The 23264-nt window shown below is 70.1% G+C and carries 23 protein-coding genes; 11 read left to right on the top strand and 12 right to left on the bottom strand.

What is annotated here, in order from left to right:
• Nucleotides 1-54: 54 nt before the first annotated feature.
• On the top strand, nucleotides 55-858 hold the full coding sequence (heR, locus tag PA27867_RS17895) for a heliorhodopsin HeR (protein ID WP_066598408.1): 804 nt from the start codon (nucleotides 55-57) through the stop codon (nucleotides 856-858).
• Nucleotides 859-881: 23 nt separating this feature from the next.
• Here heR and PA27867_RS17890 read toward each other — a convergent pair whose 3' ends face one another.
• Nucleotides 882-1700 carry an SDR family oxidoreductase gene (locus PA27867_RS17890; RefSeq protein WP_066598407.1) on the bottom strand — a complete coding sequence of 273 codons (819 nt, stop codon included), beginning with the start codon at nucleotides 1698-1700 and terminating at the stop codon, nucleotides 882-884.
• Between the two features lie 106 nt (nucleotides 1701-1806).
• Here PA27867_RS17890 and PA27867_RS17885 point away from each other — a divergent pair, with 106 nt between their 5' ends.
• Nucleotides 1807-2418 carry a TetR family transcriptional regulator gene (locus PA27867_RS17885; RefSeq protein WP_066598406.1) on the top strand — a complete coding sequence of 204 codons (612 nt, stop codon included), beginning with the start codon at nucleotides 1807-1809 and terminating at the stop codon, nucleotides 2416-2418.
• A gap of 57 nt (nucleotides 2419-2475) precedes the next feature.
• Here PA27867_RS17885 and PA27867_RS17880 read toward each other — a convergent pair whose 3' ends face one another.
• From PA27867_RS17880 to PA27867_RS17870, 3 genes are all read right to left on the bottom strand, one after another.
• Nucleotides 2476-3954, bottom strand: coding sequence for an MFS transporter (locus PA27867_RS17880; RefSeq protein ID WP_420480679.1), 1479 nt, complete (start codon nucleotides 3952-3954; stop codon nucleotides 2476-2478).
• Between the two features lie 186 nt (nucleotides 3955-4140).
• Nucleotides 4141-4914, bottom strand: coding sequence for an isocitrate lyase/PEP mutase family protein (locus tag PA27867_RS17875; RefSeq protein WP_066598405.1), 774 nt, complete (start codon nucleotides 4912-4914; stop codon nucleotides 4141-4143).
• 81 nt (nucleotides 4915-4995) lie between these two features.
• The gene (locus PA27867_RS17870; RefSeq protein WP_066598404.1) at nucleotides 4996-5664 is read right to left on the bottom strand and encodes a GntR family transcriptional regulator; all 669 of its coding nucleotides are present in this window, start codon (nucleotides 5662-5664) and stop codon (nucleotides 4996-4998) included.
• A 344-nt stretch (nucleotides 5665-6008) separates the two neighbouring features.
• On the opposite strand from PA27867_RS17870, the gene PA27867_RS17865 reads away from it, so the two are divergent.
• The 4 genes from PA27867_RS17865 to PA27867_RS17850 are packed head-to-tail and all read left to right on the top strand — an operon-like array spanning nucleotide 6009 to nucleotide 11379.
• Nucleotides 6009-7172 (top strand): NRAMP family divalent metal transporter, encoded by a 1164-nt coding sequence (locus PA27867_RS17865; protein WP_236900932.1) that lies wholly within the window; start codon nucleotides 6009-6011, stop codon nucleotides 7170-7172.
• 28 nt (nucleotides 7173-7200) lie between these two features.
• The gene (locus tag PA27867_RS17860; protein ID WP_066598402.1) at nucleotides 7201-7986 is read left to right on the top strand and encodes a LamB/YcsF family protein; all 786 of its coding nucleotides are present in this window, start codon (nucleotides 7201-7203) and stop codon (nucleotides 7984-7986) included.
• 13 nt (nucleotides 7987-7999) lie between these two features.
• Entirely contained in the window at nucleotides 8000-9640 is a 1641-nt protein-coding gene (locus PA27867_RS17855; protein ID WP_066600289.1) for a 5-oxoprolinase/urea amidolyase family protein, read from the top strand.
• Complete coding sequence (locus PA27867_RS17850) at nucleotides 9637-11379, top strand: acetyl/propionyl/methylcrotonyl-CoA carboxylase subunit alpha (protein WP_066598401.1); 1743 nt, start codon at nucleotides 9637-9639, stop codon at nucleotides 11377-11379. Before PA27867_RS17855 ends, PA27867_RS17850 begins: the two co-directional genes overlap by 4 nt.
• A 98-nt stretch (nucleotides 11380-11477) precedes the next feature.
• On the opposite strand, the gene PA27867_RS17845 is transcribed toward PA27867_RS17850, so the two are convergent.
• The 5 genes from PA27867_RS17845 to PA27867_RS17825 all read right to left on the bottom strand — a co-directional run bounded on the left by PA27867_RS17845 (nucleotide 11478) and on the right by PA27867_RS17825 (nucleotide 15069).
• Complete coding sequence (locus tag PA27867_RS17845; protein ID WP_066598400.1) at nucleotides 11478-11930, bottom strand: VOC family protein; 453 nt, start codon at nucleotides 11928-11930, stop codon at nucleotides 11478-11480.
• 88 nt (nucleotides 11931-12018) lie between these two features.
• Nucleotides 12019-12357, bottom strand: a complete 339-nt coding sequence (locus tag PA27867_RS17840) for a nuclear transport factor 2 family protein (protein ID WP_066598399.1) — start codon at nucleotides 12355-12357, stop codon at nucleotides 12019-12021.
• Nucleotides 12358-12394: 37 nt separating this feature from the next.
• Entirely contained in the window at nucleotides 12395-13237 is an 843-nt protein-coding gene (locus PA27867_RS17835) for an SDR family oxidoreductase (RefSeq protein WP_084021296.1), read from the bottom strand.
• Between the two features lie 72 nt (nucleotides 13238-13309).
• A complete protein-coding gene (locus PA27867_RS17830) occupies nucleotides 13310-14125 on the bottom strand; it encodes a MerR family transcriptional regulator (protein WP_066598398.1) in 816 nt (271 codons plus the stop codon).
• 53 nt (nucleotides 14126-14178) lie between these two features.
• A complete protein-coding gene (locus PA27867_RS17825; RefSeq protein ID WP_066598397.1) occupies nucleotides 14179-15069 on the bottom strand; it encodes an aldo/keto reductase in 891 nt (296 codons plus the stop codon).
• 158 nt (nucleotides 15070-15227) lie between these two features.
• On the opposite strand from PA27867_RS17825, the gene PA27867_RS17820 reads away from it, so the two are divergent.
• Nucleotides 15228-17189: a glycosyltransferase family 2 protein gene (locus PA27867_RS17820; protein WP_066598396.1), complete on the top strand. Its 1962-nt coding sequence runs from the start codon at nucleotides 15228-15230 to the stop codon at nucleotides 17187-17189.
• A gap of 3 nt (nucleotides 17190-17192) precedes the next feature.
• On the opposite strand, the gene PA27867_RS17815 is transcribed toward PA27867_RS17820, so the two are convergent.
• Complete coding sequence (locus tag PA27867_RS17815) at nucleotides 17193-17795, bottom strand: TetR/AcrR family transcriptional regulator (RefSeq protein WP_066598395.1); 603 nt, start codon at nucleotides 17793-17795, stop codon at nucleotides 17193-17195.
• 33 nt (nucleotides 17796-17828) lie between these two features.
• On the opposite strand from PA27867_RS17815, the gene PA27867_RS17810 reads away from it, so the two are divergent.
• The 4 genes from PA27867_RS17810 to PA27867_RS17795 all read left to right on the top strand — a co-directional run bounded on the left by PA27867_RS17810 (nucleotide 17829) and on the right by PA27867_RS17795 (nucleotide 21173).
• Nucleotides 17829-18833 carry a DMT family transporter gene (locus PA27867_RS17810; RefSeq protein ID WP_084021295.1) on the top strand — a complete coding sequence of 335 codons (1005 nt, stop codon included), beginning with the start codon at nucleotides 17829-17831 and terminating at the stop codon, nucleotides 18831-18833.
• Nucleotides 18834-18899: 66 nt separating this feature from the next.
• Complete coding sequence (locus PA27867_RS17805; RefSeq protein WP_066598393.1) at nucleotides 18900-20024, top strand: DNA alkylation repair protein; 1125 nt, start codon at nucleotides 18900-18902, stop codon at nucleotides 20022-20024.
• Nucleotides 20025-20079: 55 nt separating this feature from the next.
• Nucleotides 20080-20667, top strand: a complete 588-nt coding sequence (locus tag PA27867_RS17800) for a TetR/AcrR family transcriptional regulator (RefSeq protein WP_066598392.1) — start codon at nucleotides 20080-20082, stop codon at nucleotides 20665-20667.
• 11 nt (nucleotides 20668-20678) lie between these two features.
• Nucleotides 20679-21173 carry an FBP domain-containing protein gene (locus PA27867_RS17795; RefSeq protein WP_066598391.1) on the top strand — a complete coding sequence of 165 codons (495 nt, stop codon included), beginning with the start codon at nucleotides 20679-20681 and terminating at the stop codon, nucleotides 21171-21173.
• Between the two features lie 10 nt (nucleotides 21174-21183).
• On the opposite strand, the gene PA27867_RS17790 is transcribed toward PA27867_RS17795, so the two are convergent.
• Both PA27867_RS17790 and PA27867_RS17785 read right to left on the bottom strand, forming a co-directional pair.
• Nucleotides 21184-22269 (bottom strand): carboxylate-amine ligase, encoded by a 1086-nt coding sequence (locus PA27867_RS17790; protein ID WP_066598390.1) that lies wholly within the window; start codon nucleotides 22267-22269, stop codon nucleotides 21184-21186.
• Between the two features lie 153 nt (nucleotides 22270-22422).
• Entirely contained in the window at nucleotides 22423-23223 is an 801-nt protein-coding gene (locus PA27867_RS17785; RefSeq protein WP_066598389.1) for an isocitrate lyase/PEP mutase family protein, read from the bottom strand.
• Nucleotides 23224-23264: the final 41 nt, after the last annotated feature.

Raw genomic sequence — 23264 nt, 5'->3', positions numbered from 1 at the left:
GCCAAGATGACCACACGGGCGGGTTCCGCCCGCCGGATGCAAAGGAGTCGGCCCATGGTCAAGAGGGACTACACACCGGATCAGCAGATCGATCGGCTGCGCATCTACAACGTCGTCGCGGGGAGCCTGCACCTGGTGCAGGCCATTGCTTTCGCGGTGATCCTCACGCTGCTCAGTTCGCAGGTTCTCTTCGCCGTCACCACTGACTACCTGGCGGGCCCGCCTGGAGTGCCGATTCCGCCAGAGCGGGTCACCCTCTTCGAGGTGAACATCGGTGTCGGTGTCGTCGCCTTCCTCGCGCTCAGCGCCTTCTTCCATTTCCTCATCTCCAGCCCCTGGTTCTTCACGCGCTACAAGACCGGGCTCCTGAACAACCACAACTACTTCCGCTGGGTCGAGTACTCCCTCAGCTCATCGATCATGATCTGGCTGATCCTGGCGATCAACGGTGTGACTGACATCGGGGCGCTGTGCGCCGTCTTCGCGGTCAACGCGGCCATGATCATGTTCGGCGCGCTGCAGGAGAAGTATGAGCAGCCGGGGTCCGGTGGAATGCTGCCCTTCATCTTCGGTTCCATGGTCGGCATCGTTCCGTGGATCCTGATCCTGATCTACTTCCTGCGCCCGGGCAGCGCCAGCGACGTTGCGGCCCCCGGCTTCGTGGTCGGCATCGTGATCTCGCTGTTCGTGTTCTTCAACACCTTCGCGATCAACCAGTGGCTGCAGTACAAGCAGGTGGGCAAGTGGAAGAGCTACCTGCAGGGCGAACGCACGTACATCACGCTGAGCCTCGTGGCCAAGACTGCGTTGGCCTGGCAGGTGTTCTCCGGCGCCATCATCCCCGCCATCGCCAGCTGAGCCGGGCCGCGACCGCCCCGGCGCTACTTGCCTTCAGCGAGAAGTGAGACGGGGGCCCACTCGGCCAACTCGGCGAGACGCTGGTTGAGCAGGTGCGGCACGGCCTGCGTAGCCATCTCGCCGAAGAAGACGCGGCGCGGCGCGGTCTCGGCGTCGACGACCTTAAGGATCGCGGCGCCGAATCCGACGGGCTTGGGCTGCACGCTGGTGGCCCGCTGAGCGGCCATTCCCTCGTGCAGCGGGGCGTATTGCGGCTGGGCGTCGGCGACGACGGCGGATGCGCTTGACCAGTCGGTGTCGAATCCGCCGGGCTCGATGAGCGTGACCTTGATTCCGAAGCCGGCGACTTCCTGCGCGAGAGAGTCGGAGAGCGCTTCAAGCGCCCACTTGGAGGCGTGGTAGCCGCCGAGGTTGGGGAACGCGACCAGGCCGCCGATGGAAGAGATCTGGATGATGTGTCCGGACTTCTGCTCACGCAGGATCGGCAGAACGGCCTGGGTGACGTGCAGCACGCCAAACAGGTTGACGTCGAGCTGGTCACGAAGCTGCTGGTCGGTGATCTCTTCTACCGCACCGAAGAGTCCATACCCGGCGTTGTTGATGACGACATCCAGGCGTCCGAAGGCCTCGTGGGCGGTCTTGACCGCTGCGAATACCTGCGCGCGGTCGGTGACATCCAGGCTGATCGGAAGCACGGCATCGCCGTACTTCTCGACCAAATCGGAGAGGGTGTCGGTGTTGCGGGCGGTCGCGGCGACCTTGTCGCCCCGCTCGAGGGCGGCGAGGACGAACTCCCGGCCGAAGCCCTTGGACGAACCGGTGACAAACCATACTTTGCTCATTGTGCTGCTCCTCGTTGACTGGGCGCCGCTCGACGCCACAAACGCAACTATATGGCTTTAATGACACTTGGTGTCAAGTTCGCATCCGTGGGGCTATGCTGGGCAGATGTCCGAGACGCTGCCACTGTCCATCCGTGAGAGAACACGCCGTCTCGCCCAGACCGAACTGACCGTCGTAGCGCAGGATCTCTTTCTCGAGCACGGATACGACGGCACCACCGTGGACCAGATCGCGGCGGCCGCCGGTATGTCCAAACGCACCTTCTTTCGTTATTTCGCCTCAAAAGATGACCTGGTCATCGGCAAGTACGACCTCTTCGGCGACCGGGTTGCCGAAGCGCTCGATGCCCGACCGGTGGACGAACCCGTCTGGGAGTCCCTGCGGCGGGTGTTCGACCTGACCCTGGAATACGTGGAGGATGACCGCGCTCGAGCTCGGAACGACGCGATGGAACAGATCGTGCGCGGCAGTGCCCAGCTGAACGCCCGCTACCTGGAAAAGATGCAACGGGTGCAGGAGATCCTTGTCGGGCGGGTCGCCGACCGGCTGGTGAGGCAGGCGCAGGGGTCCAATGACGCGAAACCGATCGCGATCGTCGGCGCTGCCTTCGCGTGCATGCAGGCGGCCCGCACCGCATGGCTGGCGTCAGACCAGGCGCAACCCTTCGGCCGCTATTTGGACGACGCCATGTCTGTCTTCACCGTCAACGAGGGGTGACTGCGCCCCTGCTTTCGGTCTGAGCGGCCGGGCCACGCCGCACCCGGTCAAGCCCTCTCAGGTCAGGCCAGCCGTCCCAGCAGAAGCGCGGGCGAAGCCGATCCCGACGAGCACTGCTGCGAGGAAGGTGAGGGAAAGCCCCGCCACTGTGACCGCGGTCTGGAACTGCACGGTCTGGGCGGCGCTCCAGGTCGTGTCGGCGATGCTCCCGGTGAAGAGCGCGGCGAGGATCGTGCCGGTGATGGCGATGCCGATGGCCGTGGCCAGCTCACTCGAGGTGTCCACCAGTGCCGCGCCCATCGAGGTGCGGCTGGCCGGCAGGCCCCGCAGCACGTTGGTGCCGGCGACCACACCGACCACACGCATCCCCGCGGCGACGAGCACGAGGGCGACGAGCACCCCGCCGTACCCGAGGTTGCCGAACAGGGCGAAGACGGCGAGGCCGACCACCACGGCGGCGGCGCTGATCCACGCGGCCCGGCCCAGGCCGAGCCTCTGCACCACCGGCCCCACGAACCGACCGCCGGCGAGGAGCACCACCACCTGCGGCAGCATCCCCAGCGCCGCCAGGGCCGGCGGCCAGCCCCAGGCGAACTGGAGCTGCAGGGTCACCAGGTAGCCGAGGCCGGCCACGGCCAGCCCGGCCGCTGCCTTGTACGCGAGTCCGCTCGAGACCAGCGGCAACGCGAGGAGCCGCAGATCGAGAAGGGGCGCCCGGGCGGAACGTTCCCGCACCACGAAGGCGATCGCCAGAGCGACCGTTGCGCCGGCGCCAGTCCACGGCACCCAGGAGCCGGACCCCTCATCGACGTACAGAGTCGGAGTGACGAGAGCGAGCACGATCGTCGCGGTGCCGAGAACGGCTCCAATAATGTCGATCGGATCGTGATGCAGCTCCGCCGCCAGGTCGGCAGCGATGCCGAGGCGGATGCCGACGAAGGCGAACGCGGCGATGGGCACGTTCACCAGGAGCAGTACCTGCCAGGGCGCGACCGCGAGCGCCAACCCACCCACGGTCGGGCCGATCGCGAGCCCGACGAGGCCGGCGGTGGAGATGAGCGTGAGCGCGCGGACGCGCAGGTCCTCCGTGTCGAACAACCGGAAGGCCAGCGCCATCGACCCCGGGGTCGTCATGGCGGCGGCGACCCCCATGGCCGCACGCACCCAGATCAGGTGGTCCGCGGTGGTGACGAACCCTGTGGCCAGACTCGCCGCTCCGAGCAGGACCAACCCGACGAGCATGATCCGGCGGCGGCCGAACCGGTCGGCGATCGCGCCGAACACCAGCATCAGCCCGCCGAACACGACGGCGTACGCGCCGGTGACCCACTGCAGGGCCGTCGTCGACGCGTGCAGCTCTCTGCCGATGGTGGGCAGCGCCACATTGAGGATCGAGTTGTCGAGCATCTCGATGAGGAACACGGCCGACAGGCCGGCGAGCGCGAGCCAGGCGCCCCGCAAGGTTGGGGCCGGGTCGGGCCCGGTCGTGGACGCTCGTGCGTCGAGTTGTGGCTGGTCGGGCGTCAAGGTGCACACTCCTTCATAGTGAAGAAGTGGCGACTCGTTCGATGCCGCGTGTGTGCGCAGGCCAGCAGGGCTGGGATGCGTTTTTACCTCAGGTGCTCACGCTACACCGGTCGGGCCCGGTCAGGTCAAGCGTTCTGACAGCAGCACGGTCACGGTGTCCCCGAAGGCTTCTTATTCCCTCCAGGTGTGACGCCGTTAGTCGCTGAATGCCTCGAGGCGCGACTGCATCTCCCAGTAGGACGTCGCGGCCGGCGTCTGCTGGTTGTCGCGGAGTGCCACGGCGACGTTCACCGCCGCATCCACGGCTGCTCGGTAGGGCAGGGAGCCTGAACTCACCCGGCGGATACCCAGGGCGCCGAGTTCGGCCACCGTCAGGGTGGGGTGGGCCAGCACGTTGACCGGCAGGTCGATGCCGGCGGTGATGCTGCGGATGTCCACCGGATCAGTCACTCCGGGCACGAAGATCCCGTCGGCCCCGGCATCGGCGTAAGCAAGAGCGCGGAGCAGGACGGCCTGCACCGTGGCCTCCTCGTCGAACCAGAAGTTGTCCACCCGGGCGTTCACGAAGACGTCGGGGCTGTGTCGCTTGATCGCGGCGACCTTGGCGGCAAGCACCGCGGGATCCACCAGGTGCCCGTCCCGGCTGTCCTCCAGATTGACCCCGACGACCCCCAGGTCGGCCAGTTCGGCCACGAGGTCCGCGACCTCGGCCGGGTCGTCGGAGTACCCGTCCTCGATATCTGTGGTGATGTGCACGGGCAGACGGCACAAGAGCGCCGCGAGGGCTATTGTTGCCGCGCGGGTTGACCCACCGCCGTCGGGCAGGCCGGTGCTGGCCGAGATGCCGAAGCTGGTGGTGCCGATGGCGGCAAAACCTGCCGCTTCGAAGGCCAGGGCGGAGCCGACATCCCAGGCATTGGGCAGCAACAGCGGGGCGTCAGCGGTGTGGAGTTCCCGGAACGTGTCCATTCGCGTTTCCCTTCCGTACCAGCGATGCCTTCTGTCACGCTACTAGCGTGCCGCCCACGCGCAAGAGGCCGCAGCGTCAGGTCAGGCGGGCAGCTGCCGCGCGTAGGCGGCCACGATCGTGCGCTCCGAGAGCAGCAGGTACTCATCCAGAACGGATGCGGCCTCGCCCGCCTCGCCCGCCAGGTAGAGCTCGAGCACGGCCACGTTGCGGTCCACGTAGGGGCGGTGCAGGTAGTCCGGGTCGTCAAGCAGCCCGAAGGCCAGGCGCAGCTCGGCGGAGATGTTGGCGTAGAGCCTGTCGAGGTGGTCGCTGTCGGCCAGGGCCACGATCGCGGAGTGGAACTCCATGTTGGCGGTGCCCACGGCGATCCAGTCGTCTGCCTCGCGGCTGGCCAGCGCAGACTCGACGGCGGCGCGCATCCGTCGGCTGGCGGGATGCCGAGCGGGAGCGGCCCGCAGCGCCTGGCACTCGATCATGCGGCGTACCCGGTAGATGTCGATGATCGACGCGAGCGACGGCACGGCCACGAACACGCCCGCGTGCGGCTTGTGCACGAGCAGGCGTTCGTGGGTGAGCACGCGGAACGCCTCACGCAGGGTGTTGCGGGAGACGCCGAGGCGCTCGCTCATGGCGCTCTCGGAGAGGCGCTGGCCGGGCACGAGGTCGCCGACGATGAGCATCCGGCGCAGTGTCTCGGCGGCCTGATCGGCGCGCGAATTGCCGTCTTCAGCATCGTCGAGTTGGGCCACGACGCCACTCTACCCACACCGGCCCCAGCCCCGGCAGCGATGCGCTGCCCTCCGTTCACCGAAACATGACTGAAACACACTATTTACTCGACTGATTGTTCAACAATCACTAACCTGTCGTTCACGCGCTTAGGCTCGTTGCGTGGGGTTCCGGTCCCCGCGAGTAGCAGTACACCCGCAGGATCCTTCCCCCCGACGAAATGGATGTGCCCGTGACCGACCCCCGCAAGACCACCGCACCCGCGGACCCCACCGCACAGAACACCGACCAGAACACCGACCAGCCCAGCGTCCGCAGTGTCGCCAAGAGCCGCCGCGCCGCGCTTATCGGCGCCCTGTTCCTGATGGCCACCTCGGCCATCGGCCCCGGCTTCATCACCCAGACGGCCACCTTCACCGCGCAGATGGGTGCGGCGTTCGCGTTCGGTATCCTCGCGTCGATCCTGATCGACTTCGCCGTGCAGCTGAACATCTGGCGCATGATCACGGTCAGCGGCAAGCGCGCTCCCGAGCTGGCCAACCTCGCCATCCCCGGCAGCGGTTTCGTGCTCGCCTTCCTCGTCATCCTCGGCGGACTGGTCTTCAACATCGGCAACATCGCCGGTGCGGGCCTGGGCCTGAACGTGCTCACCGGACTCGACGCGAAGATCGGCGGCCTGCTCAGCGCGCTGTTCGCCGTCGCGATCTTCCTCGCCAAGCGGGCCGGCGCTGTCGTCGACCGCGTCGTGGTCATCGCCGGGCTCGTCATGATCGTGCTCACCGTGATCGTGGCGTTCATCTCCCAGCCGCCCATCGGGGACGCGCTGCGCCAGACCGTGCTGCCCGACGAGATCAACTTCGCCACCATCACCACCATCGTCGGCGGCACCGTGGGCGGCTACATCACCTACGCCGGCGCCCACCGCCTGCTCGCCAGCGGCACCGCCGGGGTTGAGCACGTCAAGGAGGTCTCCCGCGCGGCCTTCAACGGCATCCTGGTCACCGGCATCATGCGTTACGTCCTGTTCCTGGCGATCCTCGGCGTGGTTGCGAGCGGCGTCGTCATCGACACGACGGGCGCCGCGGCCAACCCGGCCGCCCAGGCGTTCCAGGCCGCCGCCGGCGAATTCGGCCTCCGGGTCTTCGGCGCGATCTTCTGGATCGCCGCGATCACCAGCATCATCGGCGCCGCGTACACCTCGGTGTCGTTCCTGCCCGTCTTCTCCAAGAAGATCGTCGGACGCACCGCCGACCTCGCCACGATCGCCTTCATCGTCGTCTCCCTCGCGGTCTACCTGCTCATCGGCACCGCGCCGGCCACCCTGATGGTGTTCGTCGGCGGCTTCAACGGGCTGATCCTGCCGATCGGTCTCACGATCTTCATGTACATCGGCTGGTTCCGCGGCGACCTGATGAACGGCTACCGCTACCCCAAGTGGCTGCTGATCATCGGCACCCTGGCCACGCTGCTCACCTGGTACATGGCTGTGATGGCCGTCGGCCCGATCTTCGCGCTGCTCACCCTGTAACCTCCCGGCACAACCGAAGGACACCCCCATGAGCTTCATCGACCTGAACAGCGACCTCGGCGAAGGCTTCGGCCGCTGGAGCCTCGGCGACGACCTGGAGATGCTCGGCATCGTCACCAGCGCGAACATCGCCTGCGGCTTCCACGCCGGCGACCCCCTGGTGATCCGCGAGACCGTGCTCGGCGCCCGGGAGGCCGGGGTGTCCATCGGCGCGCACGTGGGCTACCGCGACCTGGCCGGATTCGGCCGGCGCAACATGGACGTCTCCAGCGCCGAACTGATCTCCGATGTGATCTACCAGATCGGTGCGCTGCAGGGCGTCGCCCGGGCGGCCGGCACCACGGTCACCTACGTGAAGCCGCACGGCGCCCTCTACAACACGATCGTGCACGACGCTCGTCAGGCGCAGGATGTGGTGACGGCGATCAGTGAGATCGACCCGACCCTGGCCATCCTGGGTCTGCCGGGCTCAGAGGTGCTGCGGGCGGCGGATAAGGCGGGCCTCCGCAGCGTGACCGAGGCGTTCGCCGACCGCGCTTACACGCCGGCCGGCACCCTGGTGTCGCGGAAGGAAGCCGGTTCGGTGCTGCACGACGCCGCACTGGTGGCTGCGCGAATGGTTCAGCTGGCCACCGAGGGCACCCTGACCGCCATCGACGGCAGCACCATCACCGTGGTGGCGGACTCGATCTGCGTGCACGGCGACAGCCCGGGTGCCACCGAGCTGGCCCGGCAGGTGCGTGCCGCCCTCACCGCGGCAGCCATCGACATCACCGCGTTCGCCCCGCGGGCGGGCGACCCGGCGGCACCCTAGGGTGAACACCACCATGCGGTTCCTCCCCGTGCGCGACGACGCGCTGCTGATCGAGCTTGACGACCTGCCGACGACCCTGGCGCTGTTCGACTCGCTCAGCAGCGACCCCATCGACGGCACCGGCGAGCTCATCCCGGGCGCCCGCACCCTGCTGGTGTTCTTCCGGCCCAGCGCCGTGAGCCCGGCGCAGATCGTGCAGGCCGTGCGCTCGCGCGACCTGGGCGGGCGGGTCGCGGGCGAGGGCTCGCTCATCGAGATCCCGGTGACCTACGACGGCGAGGACCTCGACGAGGTCGCCGGACTGCTCCGAATCGGCGCCGCCGAGGTGGTGCGGCTGCACACGGTGGCGGAGTACGCGGTGGGGTTCACCGGGTTCGCCCCGGGCTTCGCGTACCTCTCCGGCGGCCACCCGGCCCTGGACGTGCCGCGCCGCAGCTCCCCGCGCACCCGCATCCCCGCCGGCTCGGTGGCGCTCGCCGGCACCTTCAGTGGGGTCTACCCGCGCGAGAGCCCGGGCGGCTGGCAGCTCATCGGCACCACCGAGGCCCGGATGTGGGACCTGTCGCGGGACCGCCCCGCCCTGCTGCTGCCCGGCGACCGGGTGCGGTTCGTGGACGTGGCCGGTGGCGGGCGGGCCACCGCGACGGTCTCCAGCGAGACGGCCGTGTCGACGCACCCCGCCCCGGCTGCGGCCGAGGCGAGCCACGCGCTCGAGATCCTCGACCCCGGCATGCTCACCCTGCTGCAGGACCTCGGCCGGCCCGGCTATGCGAGCATGGGCGTCTCCAGCTCCGGCGCCCTCGACCCGGTGTCGCTGCGTGCGGCCAACCGGCTGGTCGGCAATGACAGCGGGGCGGCCACCCTCGAGACCACCTTCGGCGGTCTGCGGCTCCGGGCTCGCGGTGAACAGGTTCTCGCCGTCACCGGGGCGGCCGTGCCGCTGAGCATCCGCGCTTCGGTGCCTACTGATGGCGAGGCCCGCACGGTCCCGTTCGGCGCCCCCTTCGCCCTCGGCGCGGGCGAGGAACTCATGATGGGCCGCCCCACCGCCGGGCTCCGCAGCTACCTCGCCGTGCGCGGCGGCTTCGCCCTCGAGCCCGTGCTCGGCAGCCTCTCCACCGACGTGCTGGCCGGTCTTGGCCCGGCTCCCATCACGGCCGGAACGATCCTTCCCGTCGGCACTCCCGCGCGCGGCCTCGCCGCGGTCGCCCTGCCCGACGGCGGCACGGCCGACCCGGTCGGTAGCGCGCTCGGCAGCGCACCCACCGAGGTAGTGCTCGACGTCGTCCTCGGCCCCCGCACCGACTGGTTCTCCAGCGACGCCATCGACGTTCTCACCGGACAGAGCTGGCTGGTCAGCTCCCGCTCCAACCGCGTGGGACTACGCCTGGAGGGCGAGTCACTCACCCGTGTCGTCGACGCCGAGCTGCCCAGCGAGGGCACCGTGTCCGGAGCGATCCAGATCCCGCCGAACGGCCAGCCCGTATTGTTCCTCGCGGATCACCCGCTCACCGGCGGGTACCCGGTGATCGGGTCGGTCGCCACCCACCACTTGCCGCTCGCCGGCCAGCTGCCGCCGGGCGCGCGCATCCGATTCAACCCCATCGGTCCATTCGACGAGTACTCCGCAGTCAACCCCGAGGTCACACCATGAAGAAAGTCCTGATCGCCAACCGCGGCGAAATCGCCGTGCGCATCATCCGCGCCTGCGCCGACCGGGGCCTGGCCACCGTGGCCGTCTACGCCGACAGCGACGCCGATGCCGTGCACGTGCGCCTCGCCGACGAGGCCTGGGGACTGGACGGCGACAGCCCGGCGGCGACCTACCTCGACGCCGAGAAACTCATCGCCCTGGCCATGAAGAGCGGCGCCGACGCCGTGCACCCCGGCTACGGATTCCTCTCGGAGAGCGCGGCCTTCGCCCGCCGGGTGATCGACGCCGGTCTCACCTGGATCGGCCCGAGCCCGGAGGCCATCGACCTGCTCGGCGACAAGATCGCCGCCCGCCAGCTGGCCGCCAGCGTCGGTGCGCCCCTCGTGGCCGGCACCCCCGACCCGGTGGCCACCGCGGCTGAGGCGGTCGCCTTCGCCGAGGAGCACGGTCTGCCCATCGTGATCAAGGCCGCGTTCGGCGGAGGCGGCCGCGGCATGCGCGTGGCCCGCAGCCTCGACGAGGTGGCCGAACAGTTCGACGCCGCCGTGCGCGAGGCCGTCACCGCGTTCGGCCGCGGCGAGTGCTTCGTCGAACAGTTCCTCGACGCGCCCCGGCACGTGGAGGTGCAGGTGCTCAGCGACAGCCACGGCAACGTCGTGGTGCTCGGCACCCGGGACTGCTCGCTGCAACGCCGCAACCAGAAGCTCGTGGAGGAGGCCCCCGCGCCGTTCCTCACCGATGAGCAGCGGGACCGTCTGCACAGCTCGGCCGCCGCCATCTGCGCCGCCGCGCACTACCGGGGCGTGGCCACGGTGGAGTACCTGCTCAGCGTCGACGGCACCATCTCGTTCCTCGAGGTGAACACCCGGCTGCAGGTGGAACACCCGGTCACCGAGGAGACCACCGGTGTCGACATCGTCGCCGAACAGCTGCGCATCGCCGAGGGCCTGCCGCTGTCGGTGCAGGCCACCCCGGCGCCCACCGGGCACTCGATCGAGTTCCGCATCAACGCCGAGGATGCCGCGCGCGGCTTCTTGCCCACGCCCGGGCTGCTCACCCGGTTCGAACCGCCCACCGGGCCCGGCATCCGCGTCGACTCCGGGGTAGAGAGCGGCACGCTGGTCTCCGGCCGCTTCGACTCCATGATGGCCAAGCTCATCGTCACCGGGCCCACCCGCGAGATCGCCATTCGCCGCGCCCGCCGCGCCCTGGACGAGTTCGTACTCGAGGGTGTCGCCTCGGTGCTTTCGTTCCACCGGGCGGTGCTCCGCGACGACGACTTCGCCGGCGGCGAGGCACTGAACGTGCACACCCAGTGGATCGAGACGAGCTTCGCCGAGCGGATCGCCGCTGACACTCTCCGCCCGGAGCCTGTCGAACCCGGCGTGACCGGCAGTTGGATCGAGATCGACGGCCGCCGGCACACCCTGCGGATGCCCGCAGGCACGGCCCCGGCGGCCCTCCCGAACGCCGCACTTGCCGGCGCCGGGGCTCCCGTGCGCGACGCGGCCGACGCGGCCGCGGCATCCGTGGCGGGACTGGTGGCGCCGATGGCCGGCACTCTCATCACCTGGCTGATCGGCGACGGCACCGAGGTGGCAGAGGGAGACGCCGTTGTGGTGATGGAGGCCATGAAGATGGAGACCACCATCGTGGCCACCGGCCCGGGCATCCTGCGGCACCAGAGCGCCCCCGGCGACTTCCTCGCCGCGGGGGAGCAGCTCGCCTCGATCGACTGACCGGGCCCGCACGTAGAAAGGCAAAAGTGAGATTGACAGGGTGCTTTCGGCAATCGCGTCCTGGAAAACTCACTATCTCCTCATGAACGGCCGGCGGGTCACCCGGCCGGATGCCCGGCGCGAGCGGCCTCCCCGTCGGGGGTGGCGTCGGCGAGCACCTGCAGATAGTGCGGGTTGGTCATCACGCCGAGCACGTTGCCGAACGGGTCGAGCACGGCCGCCGTGGTGAAGCCCTCGCCGCGCTCGCGGATCTCCTCGCGCATGGTGGCACCGAGCTCGAGCAGCCGGTCGAGGGCCACCCGGATGTCGTCGACGTGCCAGTTGAGTACCGCGCCGCCGGGCACATCCGACCACGGTTGCGGGGCGTACCTGGCGTCGATGAGGCCGAGCTCGTGGCCATAGTCGCCGACCCGCCACTCGGCATAGCCGGGCATCTGGAAGTAGGGCGGCATGCCGAGCATCTCGGTGTACCAGGCCGTCGCGGCCGCGTGGTCGGCGGCCCAATAGCTCACGTTGCTCATGCCGCGCAGGATGCCGGTGGATGCGTTCATGGTGCGATCCTCTCGAGTGGGGTCCGGATCGTCCACGCTACGCACGGTCGCGAAGAACGCTAGGGGTCAGAGCAGCGGGGCGACCCGGTCACACCGTGATCAGCAGGCTCTCGATCAGCCCCGCGGTGTCCAGCGCGAAGATATTGCGCAGGTCGACGAGGCCGCCGGGGAAGTTCCCCTCGAGGCGCGTGGTGACGGTGACGGTCTCGCCCACGACCTCGGTCGACAACCGGGTGGTGGTGACCGTGTACTCGCTGGCGGCGGCAGCGAGCCAGGCGGCGATCTGGTCGCGTCCGCGATAGCTGTGGCCATCGTCGGTGACCACGGCATCCGCGGTGAACAGGTCGATGATGTCGCGCTTCTCGGCGGCGTCCATCCGGGTGAAATACGTAGTGACGGCGGCGGGCAGTGCAGTGGTGGGGGTCATTGTTCTTGTCCTTATCTTGTGGTCGTGCTGGGGACGGTTAGGCGGTCTTGACGGTGCCGCCGTCGACGGTGATGTCTGCGCCCACCACGGAGGCGGCGCCCGCGGAGACGAGGAACCCGATCACCTCGGCGATCTCGGCCGCCGGCGCGAACCGGCCGTCGGGGATGCCGCCGAGCGAGTCCATCAGCAGTTGCATGCCGTCGGCCTCAGTGAGGCCGCGGGCCTCGGCGATGCGCTGGGCGAGAGCGTTGGAGCTCGGGCTCTGGATGCCGCCGGGCGAGACGGTATTCACCCGGATGCCCTGCGGGGCGAGTTCATTGGCGAGACCCTTGCTGTAGGTGCGCAGCGCGGCTTTCGCGGCGGCGTAGCCGAGAGTGCCGTTGAAGAGCGGCATCCGCCCCTGGATCGAGCCGACGTGCACGATGGTGCCGGTGCCCCGCTCGAGCAGCAGCGGGGTGATCGCCCGGTCGACCCGCACGGCGGCGAGGAGGTTGCGGGACAGCTCGTCGTCCCAGTGGGCGTCGGTCATCGTGGCGTGGCCGCCGCCGGGAGTGGAGGAGCCACCGACGACCTGCACCAGGATGTCGAGGCCGCCTTCTTCGCGCACGACCGTGGCGATGAGGTCGGCGCTGCCGGGTCGGGTGGCATCCGCGAGGATCGTGCGAGCGGCGGCGGTGGTATCAGAGGCCGTGGTGTCTGGGGCCGTGGTGTCTGGTGCGGTGCGGCCGACCGCGAGCACGCGGGCGCCGGCGTCGGCCAGCCGGCGCACCACGGCGGCGCCGAGGCCCGAGGTTCCGCCGACGACCAGGGCTTGGCGGCCGGCGAGCGAGAGGGCGGGCGGGTAGCTGGCGGGTGGAGAACTGGGGCTGAGAGTGGTCATGCATTCAGACTGGGCCTTCCCCCGAGGGGAGGGTCAAGCTCGGTGTGAATACGTGCGCGTGGCGGCCGGAGGTCAGCGGCCGGTGCGGAAGATCGGCCAACCGATCTCCGTCGTGGCCACCCCGTCTGTCGTCTCGTCCAGGTAGGTCTCCCGGATCGGTCCGTCGATGCCCAGCTCATGAGCGGTGACATACTCACCGAGCGCGCCATAGACCTGCGCGATGGTGTCGTCGGTGCCGTGGTGGGTGGCCACGGCCAGGTCCACCGCCGGCAACAGCTCGAGCCGCGCCCGGCCGAGCGGCTCCCCGGGCTCGTCGAGCGACGTGACGGGCACGAACAGGATGGCCTCCCCGCGCTCGTCGAGGAACAGCTCGGTGCTCCAGATGCCGCCGCGCGCACCCGCGGCACTCAGGGCCGTGCTCTGCAGCAGCCGCTCGAGCTCACGGGTGGCCGCGGTGTAGAACCTGCCGAGTTCGGCCAGGTCGATGGTCTCGCGGATGATGAGCGCCGGCATGTCGGGCACGCTGCGGTGGGACACCGCCAGCGGGGTCGTCGACGCCGTGAGTAAGCCCTGCAGTCCGGCCACGGCCGCCCGGGTCTGCTCGAGCCGGTCCTGCAGCCGGCCGAGGTGCCCGGCGATCAGCTCGTTCCGCCGCTCGACTCCGTGCTCGGCGAGAACCTCACCGATGAGCTGCACAGGCATATCCAGGGAGCGGAAATGACGGATCACCTGGGCATCCGCTATCTGCCCCGCACTGTACATGCGGTAGCCGTTGCCCGGATCCACCTGGGCCGGAGCCAGCAGTCCCACCCGGTGGTAGAACCGCAGCGTCTTCGCGCTGAGTCGCGTCGCCCGGGAGAAATCCCCGATCGTCATCATGGTGGTCATCCGTCTATCCTCGCCCTTCCCCCAAGGGGAGGGTCCAGGCGCCCGGCGCGGGCTCAGTTCTCGGGGATGCTGAACTGGCCGGGCGGGCGCACCGCGTCGGGGTCGGGGCCGCTGCGCACGCCCAGGTCCAGCGCATCGATCTGTGCGAGCTGGTCGGTGCTGAGCTCGAAGTCGAAAATGTCGAAGTTCTCGGCGATGCGCTCGGGGCGCACGGACTTGGGGATGGCGCTGCGCCCGTGCTGAACGTGCCAGCGCAGCATCACCTGCGCGTTGCTCTTGCCGTGTTCGGCGCCGATCGCGGCGATCATCGGGTCGTTGAGCGGGTTCTTGCCCGTTCCGTCGTTCCAGTTGCCCGGGTAGAAGGTGATGCCGCCGATGGGGGACCACGCCTGCGTGACGATGCCGAGGGCGGTGTTGGCCGCCTCGTTCTCCTTCTGGGCGAAGTAAGGGTGCAACTCGATCTGGTTCACGGCCGGCACCACGGTGCGCTCCGCCATCAACCGCTCCAGGTGGGCCCCGGTGAAGTTGCTGACTCCGATCGCACGCACCCGGCCGTCGTCCAGCAGGGTCTCGAGCGCCCGGTAGGCCGCGAGGGTGCTGTCGAACTGCCACGGGGCCGGCTGGTGCAGGATCAGCAGGTCGAGGGTGTCGACGCCGAGCTTGCGGGTGCTCACGTCGAACGCGTGCAGGGTCTGGTCATAGCCGTACTGGCTGATCCACACCTTGGTTTCGATGAAGATCTCGTCGCGGTCCACCCCGGATGCGCGGATCCCCTCACCCACCTGCCGCTCATTCAGGTAGGCCGCCGCCGTGTCGATGTGCCGATACCCCGTGCGCAGGGCGGACTCGACGGCCGCGGCCGTGTCCTCCGCAGAGCTCTGGAAGACGCCGAGCCCGAGGGCAGGCATCCGGACGTCGTTGTTGAGAGTGATGAAATCAGTCATGACTCCACCGTAGAACCCCGGCCGGGCCCGAGGGAGGCCCAGTTGCGGCCTGCCTCGCTGCGCCGGGCGCGGTGCACCCGAATCGTTCATCTCGACGACGTTTCCGGCTGCTATCGTGTGCCGACTTCCGACCCCAGGCCCGATTGGACGAGACGCGCATGGTCATCTTCGAGACATCTGATTCTCTGGCGACGCCGTCCTCAAAACGGCGGTTCCCCGCCGCGTTCCGCGGCCAGCGGGCCGACCGACCGCGCCGGCCGGAGCGGCAGTCGACGGGTCCCGCGACGCTCTCCAGCGCCGACCTGGGCGTTACCGTGCAGTGGGCCGATTCCCGCCGTGCTCACGATCTGCTCGCCGCCCGCGCCACCACGGACCGGGTGGCCACCGGGGAGTTGCTGCGCCGGTTGCGCGAGGCCGTGCCGACGCCCTCGCCCACCCGCCACCAGGCGCACGCGCTCGTGGCCCTGGCCGGGGTGCTGATGCACGAAGCCACCAGCCCCGCCGGCTTTGCCGACGCCGCCCTGCTCTACGAGGCCGCGTTCACCGCCCACGGCGCCCGGGTTCTACCCGAGGAGGCGCAGCACCTGTTCGCATCCGCTCTGATCGGCGCCGGCCGGCACGTGCACGCCGATGCCCTGTACGCCACCTGGTCGCACACCGACCAGGCGCAACGCCAGGTGGACGCCGACCGGCAGAACCCGCACCACCGCATCGAAACCCCGGTGTCTCCGGATGCCTGGCGGCACGCCTTCAACCACGTCTTCGCGGCGGCCGGACTCGAACCGCCCCGGCACGCCGAGGCCACCCTCGACGGCGCCGAGACCGCCGGGCACGCGTTCGACCGGCTGCGGGCACCCCAGGTGACGCCCGTGCAGGGTCCCTTGGTGACCGTGATCATGAGCTGCTACCGGCCCGGCCCCGAGATCCACACGGCCATCGCCTCCATTCGGGCGCAGAGCTGGCAGAACCTCGAACTGCTCATCATCGACGACGGCTCGCCCGCCGAGTACGACGGCATCTTCACCGAGCTGGCCGCGCTTGCCGTGCTCGACCCGCGCCTGCGCCTGGTGCGGCAGGAACGCAACCGCGGCACCTACGCCTGCCGCAACATCGCCCTCGACCTGGCCTGCGGTGACTTCGTCACCATGCACGACTCCGACGACTGGGCCCACCCGCGCCGGCTCGAAACCCAGGCCACCCACCTGCTCGAGAACCCGGATGCGCCCAGCAACTCCTCGCACGCGCTGCGGGTCACCGACAGCCTGGGCCTGCTGCAACCGCGCGGCCGCGACCTCAAGCTCTGCGAGCCGTCACTGATGTTCCGCCGCGAGCGGGTGCTCGGCCTGGTGGGGTACTTCGACACCGTCACCAAGGGCGCCGACAGCGAGTTCCGCCGCCGCATCCAGGCCGCGTTCCACCGGCCCAGCGATCTCGTGCGCCCGGACGCGCCGCTGACCCTGCAGCGCTACCGGGACGCGACCCTCACCGGCGAAGAGATCCGGCCGTTCTGGATGCATGACTCCCGCATCGCCTACGCCAGCGCCTACCCGCTCTGGCACGCCGCCATCACTGCCGGCACCACATCGCCGTACCGGAGCACCGCGGTGAGCCCGCGGCCGTTCCCCGCTCCGCGCGACATCGTTCCGGGGGAGCGCGGCAAGGAGCCCCTGCAGCTGGACGTGCTCTTCGCGCTCGACCTGGTCACCCGTGAGCGCGACCGCCGGGACTTCCGGGCGCTCGAGCTGCGCATCCGGGCACTCGCGGCCACCGGTCAGCGCGTGGGCCTGGCCCACCTGTGGGGCATCGGGCCCAAGCCGCTGCTGCCGGTGCACTTCGACCCCCGATTGCAGGCGCTCGTGGCCGAGGGCGTGGTGCAGCAGGTGCTCACCGGCACGCCCGTGATGGCCGGCCGGGTGGTGCTGCCCGACCCGTCTGCCCTGCAATTCGCCGCATCGACCCCACTGCCCTGGCTGGTGGGCAACGTCGTCGCCGCCGCGCGGGTGCCCCGGGCGCTTCGGCACCGCGGCCACGTGACCTGGCGGCGGCGCGACGTCGTGCAGCGGGCCACCGAGCTGTTCGGAGTGACGCCGATGTGGGCAGATGGGCGCCGGCGCCGCTAGCTCCTAAACGGCAGCGAGGATTGCCGCCGCCGCGGCGCGACCAGCCGCGAACGGGTCCGCGAACGTCTCCATGCCCACGGTCACCAGGGCGCCCTCGTAGAGCAGCATCAGAGTGTTCGCAACGCGATCCGCGTCACGCACAGCCGCCTCGCGGCAGAGCCGGGCGAACACCTCGCGCATCCACTTCTTCTGGCGAATGGCCTCGAGGGCGATCGGATGCGCCGCATCGTCCATCTCGGCGCGCGCGTTGATGGCGCTGCAACCCTTTGAGCTGTCGGAGATGGCCCAGCGGCCCGAGACGTCGAACACCGCGAGGATCCGCTCGACGCTTCCGGGCGGCTGCAGCGCGAGCTCACGCTCCAGGTGCTCCCGCCACCGGGCGTCGCGCCCGCGGAGGTAGGCAACGGCCAGCGCCTCCTTCGACCCGAACCTGTCGTAGAGGGTCTTCTTTGTCACCCCGGCCGCCGCGGCGATCGCGTCCACCCCGACCGCGTGGATGCCCTCCCGGTAGAACAGTTCGGAGGCCGCGGCGAGCAGCTTCTCGGCGCCGGGCGTGTAGTGCGGGTTCACCTCGGGCGGAGTAACGGGCGGAGTCGCAACGGTCATGCGCCAACTATACCGTTCTGTATAGTCGTTGGAATGAGTAAACAGATCGGTATACCTTCTCGGCTTCTCCTGGCCGGCGCCGCGGCCGCCTTCGTGCTGACCTGGAGTTCGGGATTCATCATCGCCAAGATCGGCACCGAGACCGCCCCCGTGCTCACGGTGCTCGTCTGGCGTTTCCTCGTTGTCGGCGGCCTGCTGCTGGCGGGGATGGCGGTGCTCAGGCTGCGCAGTGCCCCTGCCGCGATGCCGCCGTGGCGGGACATCCGGCCGCACCTCACCATCGGGCTCTTCGCCCAGGTGGGCTACGTGCTGCCGATCTACCTGGCCGTGGCCGCCGGCGTCTCGTCGGGCACGACGGCCCTCATCGACGCGGTGCAGCCGCTCCTCGTGGCCACCCTGGTCGGGCCGATCCTCGGCCTCAGGGTACGCGCGGCCCAGTGGGTGGGCCTGGCGCTCGGAGCACTCGGGGTCGTGCTCATCGTGGCGGCCGACGCCGCCGGCTCGGTTTCCCCGACCCCGGCCTACCTCCTGCCGCTGGCGTCGCTGGCCAGTCTCGTCACCGCCACCTTCCTGCAGCAGCGCACCACCTCCCGGCTCGGCATCTTCGCCACCATGGCCACCCATGCCGCCGTGGCGCTGGTGGCCGTGACCGTGCTGGGCGCCCTCACCGGAGCGCTGGTTCCGCCGGCCAGCCTGGGTTTCTGGGTCACCACGGTGCTGATCGCGGTGTTCCCCACGCTCACGGCGTATGCCCTGTACTGGTACCTGCTGCGTCGACTGGGCATCACCGCGCTCAACGCGCTGCTCTACCTGGTGGCCCCCACCACTGCCGTCGCCGGCGCGCTGCTCTTCGGGGAGCCCTTCACCCTCGCCACCCTCGCGGGTCTCGTGCTCGGCGGGGCCGCGGTGGCGCTGGTCATCGCGCCGGCGCGCGGCGCGGCATCCGCTGAACAGGAGGGCATGGATGGAGGCGGAGAGGTCCGGGAAGCGCCGGATCGGGAGGCCGTCCACGCGGCGAGGCCCGAAAAGCCCGCCTGAACTGACGCGGCGTGGTCGGTGTGCCACGCTGGAGACCGACCACACCCCGTCCTCACCTGGAGCAGCATGCCCTTCGCCGACGAACTCATCGGAGTCTCCGCCGCCCGCGCGCTCGCCGCGGCGATCCAGGCCGCCGCCCCGCAGGCCGAGCTGCCCACCCTGCACGCCGCGGCCATGGCACTCGCGCCGCTCTCGCTGCGGGAGCGCAGCGACCTGCTGCGAGACGCACTGCTGGCCGACCTGCCCGGCGATTACGACAGCTTCGCCGGCACCATCCGCGCGGCGGCCGCCGGCCCGCTTCCCTTCGACGGCTGGCTGATCTGGCCGGTCACAACCGCCATCGCCCGCAAGGCCATCGACGAGAGCACCGGGGCGGCGTTCGACGATGCCATGCGGATGCTCGCGGCCCTCACCCCGCGGCTCACGGCCGAGTTCGCCATCCGTTTGCTGCTCGACCACGACCTCGCCCGGGCCCTGCCGATCGTGCTCGACTGGACCGGTTCCGCCGACCCGGCCGTGCGCCGGCTGGCCTCAGAGGGCACCCGGCCGTTCCTGCCCTGGGCTATCCGGGTGCCGGCCCTGCTGAACGACCCCACCGCCACCCTGCCGGTACTGCACGCGCTCTACCGCGACGACGACGAGGTGGTGCGCCGGTCGGTGGCCAATCACCTCAACGACCTCAGTCGGCAGCAGCCCGACCTGGTCACCGCGACGACGGCCGCCTGGCTGGCCGCGCCGGACGAGAACACCGCCCAGCTTGTGCGGCACGCGCTGCGCACCCTGGTCAAGAAGGGCAACCCGCAGGCGTTGGCCCAGCTCGGCTTCCACCCTGCCGAGCTGGAGGTGCGCGGGCCGGAGCTGGATGCCACGGCCGTGGACTTCGGCGGCACGATCGGCTTCACCGTGAGCATCCGCAACGCCGGCGACGAGTCGTCCCGACTCGCGGTGGACTACGTCATGCACCACCAGAAGGCCAACGGCACCCTGGCCGGCAAGACCTTCAAACTCACCACCGTGACCCTGGCGCCGGGCGAGCAGGTGGAACTCCGGCGCACCCACTCGTTCCGGGCCATCACCACGCGGCGCTACTACCCGGGCGTGCACGCGCTCGAGGTGCAGGTGAACGGGGTGGCCTCGGGCCGCGCCCAGTTCCGGCTGCTGGCGGAAGCCGGCGACGCGAAACTCGACTGAACCACAACTTACCTATAGGGTGTAGTTAATCCACTACACCCCATAGGAGTTCGGCATGCAACGACCGGGACTGACCGAAGCACGACTTGTCGAGGCCGCCGCCGAGCTGGCCGACGCCAGCGGGCTGCCGGCCGTGACGGTGTCGGCGCTCGCCCGCCGGTTCGATGTGCGGCCGGCCAGCGTCTACTCGCACATCGCAGGGCTCGACGCCCTGCTCGATGCGACCGCGGCCTTCGCGCTCGGGGAGCTCGGCGACCGGCTGGCCGAGACCCTGCCGGGAAAGGCCGGCCGGGACGCCCTCTTCGCGTTCGCTGACGCGCACCGCGACTACGCCCGCGCCCACCCCGGCCGCTGGCAGTTCGCGCAACGCCGCGCCGCCCCCGACACCGCGGCTACCGTCGCCGGCGGCCGGATGGCCCGGGCGGCCCGCGGGATCGTGAGCGGCTACGGCCTCGCGCCCGACGACGAGGTACACGCCGTGCGCCTCATCGGCAGCGCCATCAACGGTTTCGTCGCGCTCGAGGCCGGCGGCGGCTTCGAACACTCCACGCCGCCGGCCGCCGAGAGCTGGGCGCGGGTGCTCGACGCCGTCGACACGTCGCTGCGCAACTGGCCCACACATCCCGTCGACCCCACCAACTGATTGAGAACCCGATGCTCCCCCTCACCCCCGCCACCATCAAGGGCTCGTTCGTGAACGCCTCCCGCAAGGTGGTCGCGGACATCACCCTGCCGAAGAGTTTCGACGAGATCGACTGGTCCGCTCAGGACTTCCTCGGCTGGACCGATCCCAAGATGAAACGCCGCGCCTACGTGGTCGTTCCCGTCGACGACGGCGAGCCCGTCGGCATCGTGCTCCGGCAGGCGGATGTGCCGCCGACCCGCCGCGCCCAGTGTTCCTGGTGCCGGGACGTGACGCTGCCCAACGAGGTGGTGCTCTTCAGCGCCCAACGCGCCGGGGCCTCCGGCCGCAACGGCAACACCATCGCCACCTGGGTCTGCGCCGACTTCCAGTGTTCCGTCAACGTGCGGAAGCTGCCCTCCATGGCTTACATCGGCTTCGACGTGGACGCCGCGCGCCTGGAGCGCATGGCCATGCTCCGCACCCGCTCGGCCGGGTTCGTCTCCGAGGTTCTGGCCGCCGGGTAGGTACCCCGCATCAGGCGCGCGCCGGGTCGTACAGCCCGCGCAGGCCGGCGAGACCATCGCTCTGCAGCGCGTGCCGCTGCGCCTGGGCACCCGTGCCCGTCACCCAGAGCCGGTCGAGCAGGGCGGCGACCCGCAGCCGGTCCCCGGCGATGGTCAGGGCATCATCCACCTGGTGCAGCAGGCCGTCCACCACCGTGCGTGCCGGTGCCAGCTCCCGGGTCACGGGGTGGAGCAGTCGGCCGCCGATGCCGTCCCTGGAGGCGTGGAAGAGCGACGCGTCCAGCAACTCCGGCTCCAGCTCCGGCGGCGGCGCACCCCGGTCGGCGTCGGCCAGGCCGGTGACGACCAGGCCCCGGACGAGCGCCGCCAGGAGCGCCGTCGAGGCGGGGTCGATCTGGGCGTCGGCGACCCGCACCTCCAGGGTGGGATAGCGCTCCGACAACCGGGCGTACCAGGCCACGGTGGCCGTGTCCACGGTGCCGGCCACGCCGACCAGCCGGCCGATGCGCCTGTCGTAGTCGGCCGCGTCCGTGAACGCGGGCGGGCATCCGGTGGTGGCCCACCGTCGCATGATCACGGCCCGCCAGGACTCGAACCCGGTGTCACGGCCCCGCCAGAAGGGCGAATTTCCGCTGATCGCCATCAGGGTGGGCAGCCAGACCCGCACGTGGTTGAGTGCCTGAACCCCGGCCTCGCGGTCGGGCACGCCCACGTGCACATGGGTGGCGCAGATCTGGTGGTCCCGCACGATATCGCCCAGGCCGGCCCGGATCTGCTGATACCGGCTCGACCGCGTGACGGCCGTCACGGCCTCGGCGTCGAACGGGGTGCCCGTTGCGACGGCCAGCACACCGTGCGACCGGGCCGCGGAGGTGAGGCGTCCGCGAAACCGGGCCAGGTCGGCCTCGGCCTCGTCGAGACCGGTGAAGACGGGGGTGGCCCGTTCCACCTGGGAAGTGAGGAATTCGTGTGTGACGAGGCCGGTCGCGGTCGTCTCCGATGACAGCTCGTCCAGAACCGCGTCCGCCGCACCGACCGGCCGGAGGGTGTGCGGGTCGATGAGGAAGTACTCCTCCTCAACGCCAAAGGTCGTCATGCTTCCCCCTCGAGAGATCGGCTTGCCCACCGCTCGAATCGAGGTGCACGAGACAGGCCGGGCAGCAGCATCCTGACACCGACCGGTCACGAGGGAAACGGGCCGCCCCTGCCCCGGCCGCGTCGCGCGTCGGCCGGGGGAGGCGGCAACCGGCTAGATCTCGAAGGGGAAGCCGAGGTCGTCGGGGTAGTCGCCGAGGGCGGTGAGCTGGGTAGCAGCCCGCTGCAGCGCGGCGAGGGCCAGGCCCAGGGTGCCGGGGCCGAAGCTCACCCGGGAGACGCCGAGCTCGGCCAGCCGGGTCAGCGGCACGGCGCCGGGGTGACCGATCACCGAGATGCGGCCGTTCACCTCGTCGAGGGCGCGCTTGACCTTGTCTTCATCTCCGAGGCCGAGGAAGAAGATCACGTCGGCGCCGGCATCGAGGTAGGCGTTGGCGCGCTGCACGGCTTCGGCCCACTCGCCGCCGCCGGCCAGGGTGTCCACCCGGGCATTGATCACCAGGGGAACGCCTGCCTCCTCGGCACCCGCGCGGGCGGCCGCGACGCGCGCTGCGGCGGTGGCGATGTCGAACTGCGGAGCCTTCGGCGCCCCCACCGAGTCCTCGAGGTTGATGCCCGCGGCACCCGCCTCCTCGATGAGGCGACGCACGTTCCGGGTCACGCCCGCGGCATCCGCTGCGTAGCCCTTCTCGAAGTCGATCGAGACCGGCAGGTCGGTGGCGCCGGTGATGATGCGGGCGGCGATGATGGCCTCGTCCACGCTCAGGCCCTCGCCGTCCTGCAGCCCGCGCACGTTGGAGACGGAGTGCGAGGCGCTGGCCAGGGCCTTCACGCCGGGAGCTTCGGAGACGATCTTCGCCGTGATGGCGTCCCACACGTTGGTGACGACGAGCGGCGTGCCGGGCACGTGCAGAGCGTTGAGGAGTTCGGCCTTCTGGATGAGTGAATTGGTCATCGGACCAGTCTGCCCCGCCACACCGCGCCGGCGCCGGTGGA

It is taken from the genome of Cryobacterium arcticum (assembly GCF_001679725.1).
Classification (GTDB): Bacteria; Actinomycetota; Actinomycetes; order Actinomycetales; family Microbacteriaceae; genus Cryobacterium; species Cryobacterium arcticum_A.
This window is presented reverse-complemented; position numbering and strand designations above follow the sequence as displayed.

What these genes read in the sequence shown, in the direction of transcription:
- heR (WP_066598408.1), top strand. Translation starts at nt 55, where the DNA reads ATGGTCAAGAGGGACTACACACCGGATCAGCAGATCGATCGGCTGCGC.
- PA27867_RS17890 (WP_066598407.1), bottom strand. Translation starts at nt 1,700, where the DNA reads ATGAGCAAAGTATGGTTTGTCACCGGTTCGTCCAAGGGCTTCGGCCGG.
- PA27867_RS17885 (WP_066598406.1), top strand. Translation starts at nt 1,807, where the DNA reads ATGTCCGAGACGCTGCCACTGTCCATCCGTGAGAGAACACGCCGTCTC.
- PA27867_RS17875 (WP_066598405.1), bottom strand. Translation starts at nt 4,914, where the DNA reads ATGGACACGTTCCGGGAACTCCACACCGCTGACGCCCCGCTGTTGCTG.
- PA27867_RS17865 (WP_236900932.1), top strand. Translation starts at nt 6,009, where the DNA reads ATGGCCACCTCGGCCATCGGCCCCGGCTTCATCACCCAGACGGCCACC.
- PA27867_RS17860 (WP_066598402.1), top strand. Translation starts at nt 7,201, where the DNA reads ATGAGCTTCATCGACCTGAACAGCGACCTCGGCGAAGGCTTCGGCCGC.
- PA27867_RS17855 (WP_066600289.1), top strand. Translation starts at nt 8,000, where the DNA reads ATGCGGTTCCTCCCCGTGCGCGACGACGCGCTGCTGATCGAGCTTGAC.
- PA27867_RS17850 (WP_066598401.1), top strand. Translation starts at nt 9,637, where the DNA reads ATGAAGAAAGTCCTGATCGCCAACCGCGGCGAAATCGCCGTGCGCATC.
- PA27867_RS17845 (WP_066598400.1), bottom strand. Translation starts at nt 11,930, where the DNA reads ATGAACGCATCCACCGGCATCCTGCGCGGCATGAGCAACGTGAGCTAT.
- PA27867_RS17840 (WP_066598399.1), bottom strand. Translation starts at nt 12,357, where the DNA reads ATGACCCCCACCACTGCACTGCCCGCCGCCGTCACTACGTATTTCACC.
- PA27867_RS17835 (WP_084021296.1), bottom strand. Translation starts at nt 13,237, where the DNA reads ATGACCACTCTCAGCCCCAGTTCTCCACCCGCCAGCTACCCGCCCGCC.
- PA27867_RS17830 (WP_066598398.1), bottom strand. Translation starts at nt 14,125, where the DNA reads ATGACCACCATGATGACGATCGGGGATTTCTCCCGGGCGACGCGACTC.
- PA27867_RS17825 (WP_066598397.1), bottom strand. Translation starts at nt 15,069, where the DNA reads ATGACTGATTTCATCACTCTCAACAACGACGTCCGGATGCCTGCCCTC.
- PA27867_RS17820 (WP_066598396.1), top strand. Translation starts at nt 15,228, where the DNA reads ATGGTCATCTTCGAGACATCTGATTCTCTGGCGACGCCGTCCTCAAAA.
- PA27867_RS17815 (WP_066598395.1), bottom strand. Translation starts at nt 17,795, where the DNA reads ATGACCGTTGCGACTCCGCCCGTTACTCCGCCCGAGGTGAACCCGCAC.
- PA27867_RS17810 (WP_084021295.1), top strand. Translation starts at nt 17,829, where the DNA reads ATGAGTAAACAGATCGGTATACCTTCTCGGCTTCTCCTGGCCGGCGCC.
- PA27867_RS17805 (WP_066598393.1), top strand. Translation starts at nt 18,900, where the DNA reads ATGCCCTTCGCCGACGAACTCATCGGAGTCTCCGCCGCCCGCGCGCTC.
- PA27867_RS17800 (WP_066598392.1), top strand. Translation starts at nt 20,080, where the DNA reads ATGCAACGACCGGGACTGACCGAAGCACGACTTGTCGAGGCCGCCGCC.
- PA27867_RS17795 (WP_066598391.1), top strand. Translation starts at nt 20,679, where the DNA reads ATGCTCCCCCTCACCCCCGCCACCATCAAGGGCTCGTTCGTGAACGCC.
- PA27867_RS17790 (WP_066598390.1), bottom strand. Translation starts at nt 22,269, where the DNA reads ATGACGACCTTTGGCGTTGAGGAGGAGTACTTCCTCATCGACCCGCAC.
- PA27867_RS17785 (WP_066598389.1), bottom strand. Translation starts at nt 23,223, where the DNA reads ATGACCAATTCACTCATCCAGAAGGCCGAACTCCTCAACGCTCTGCAC.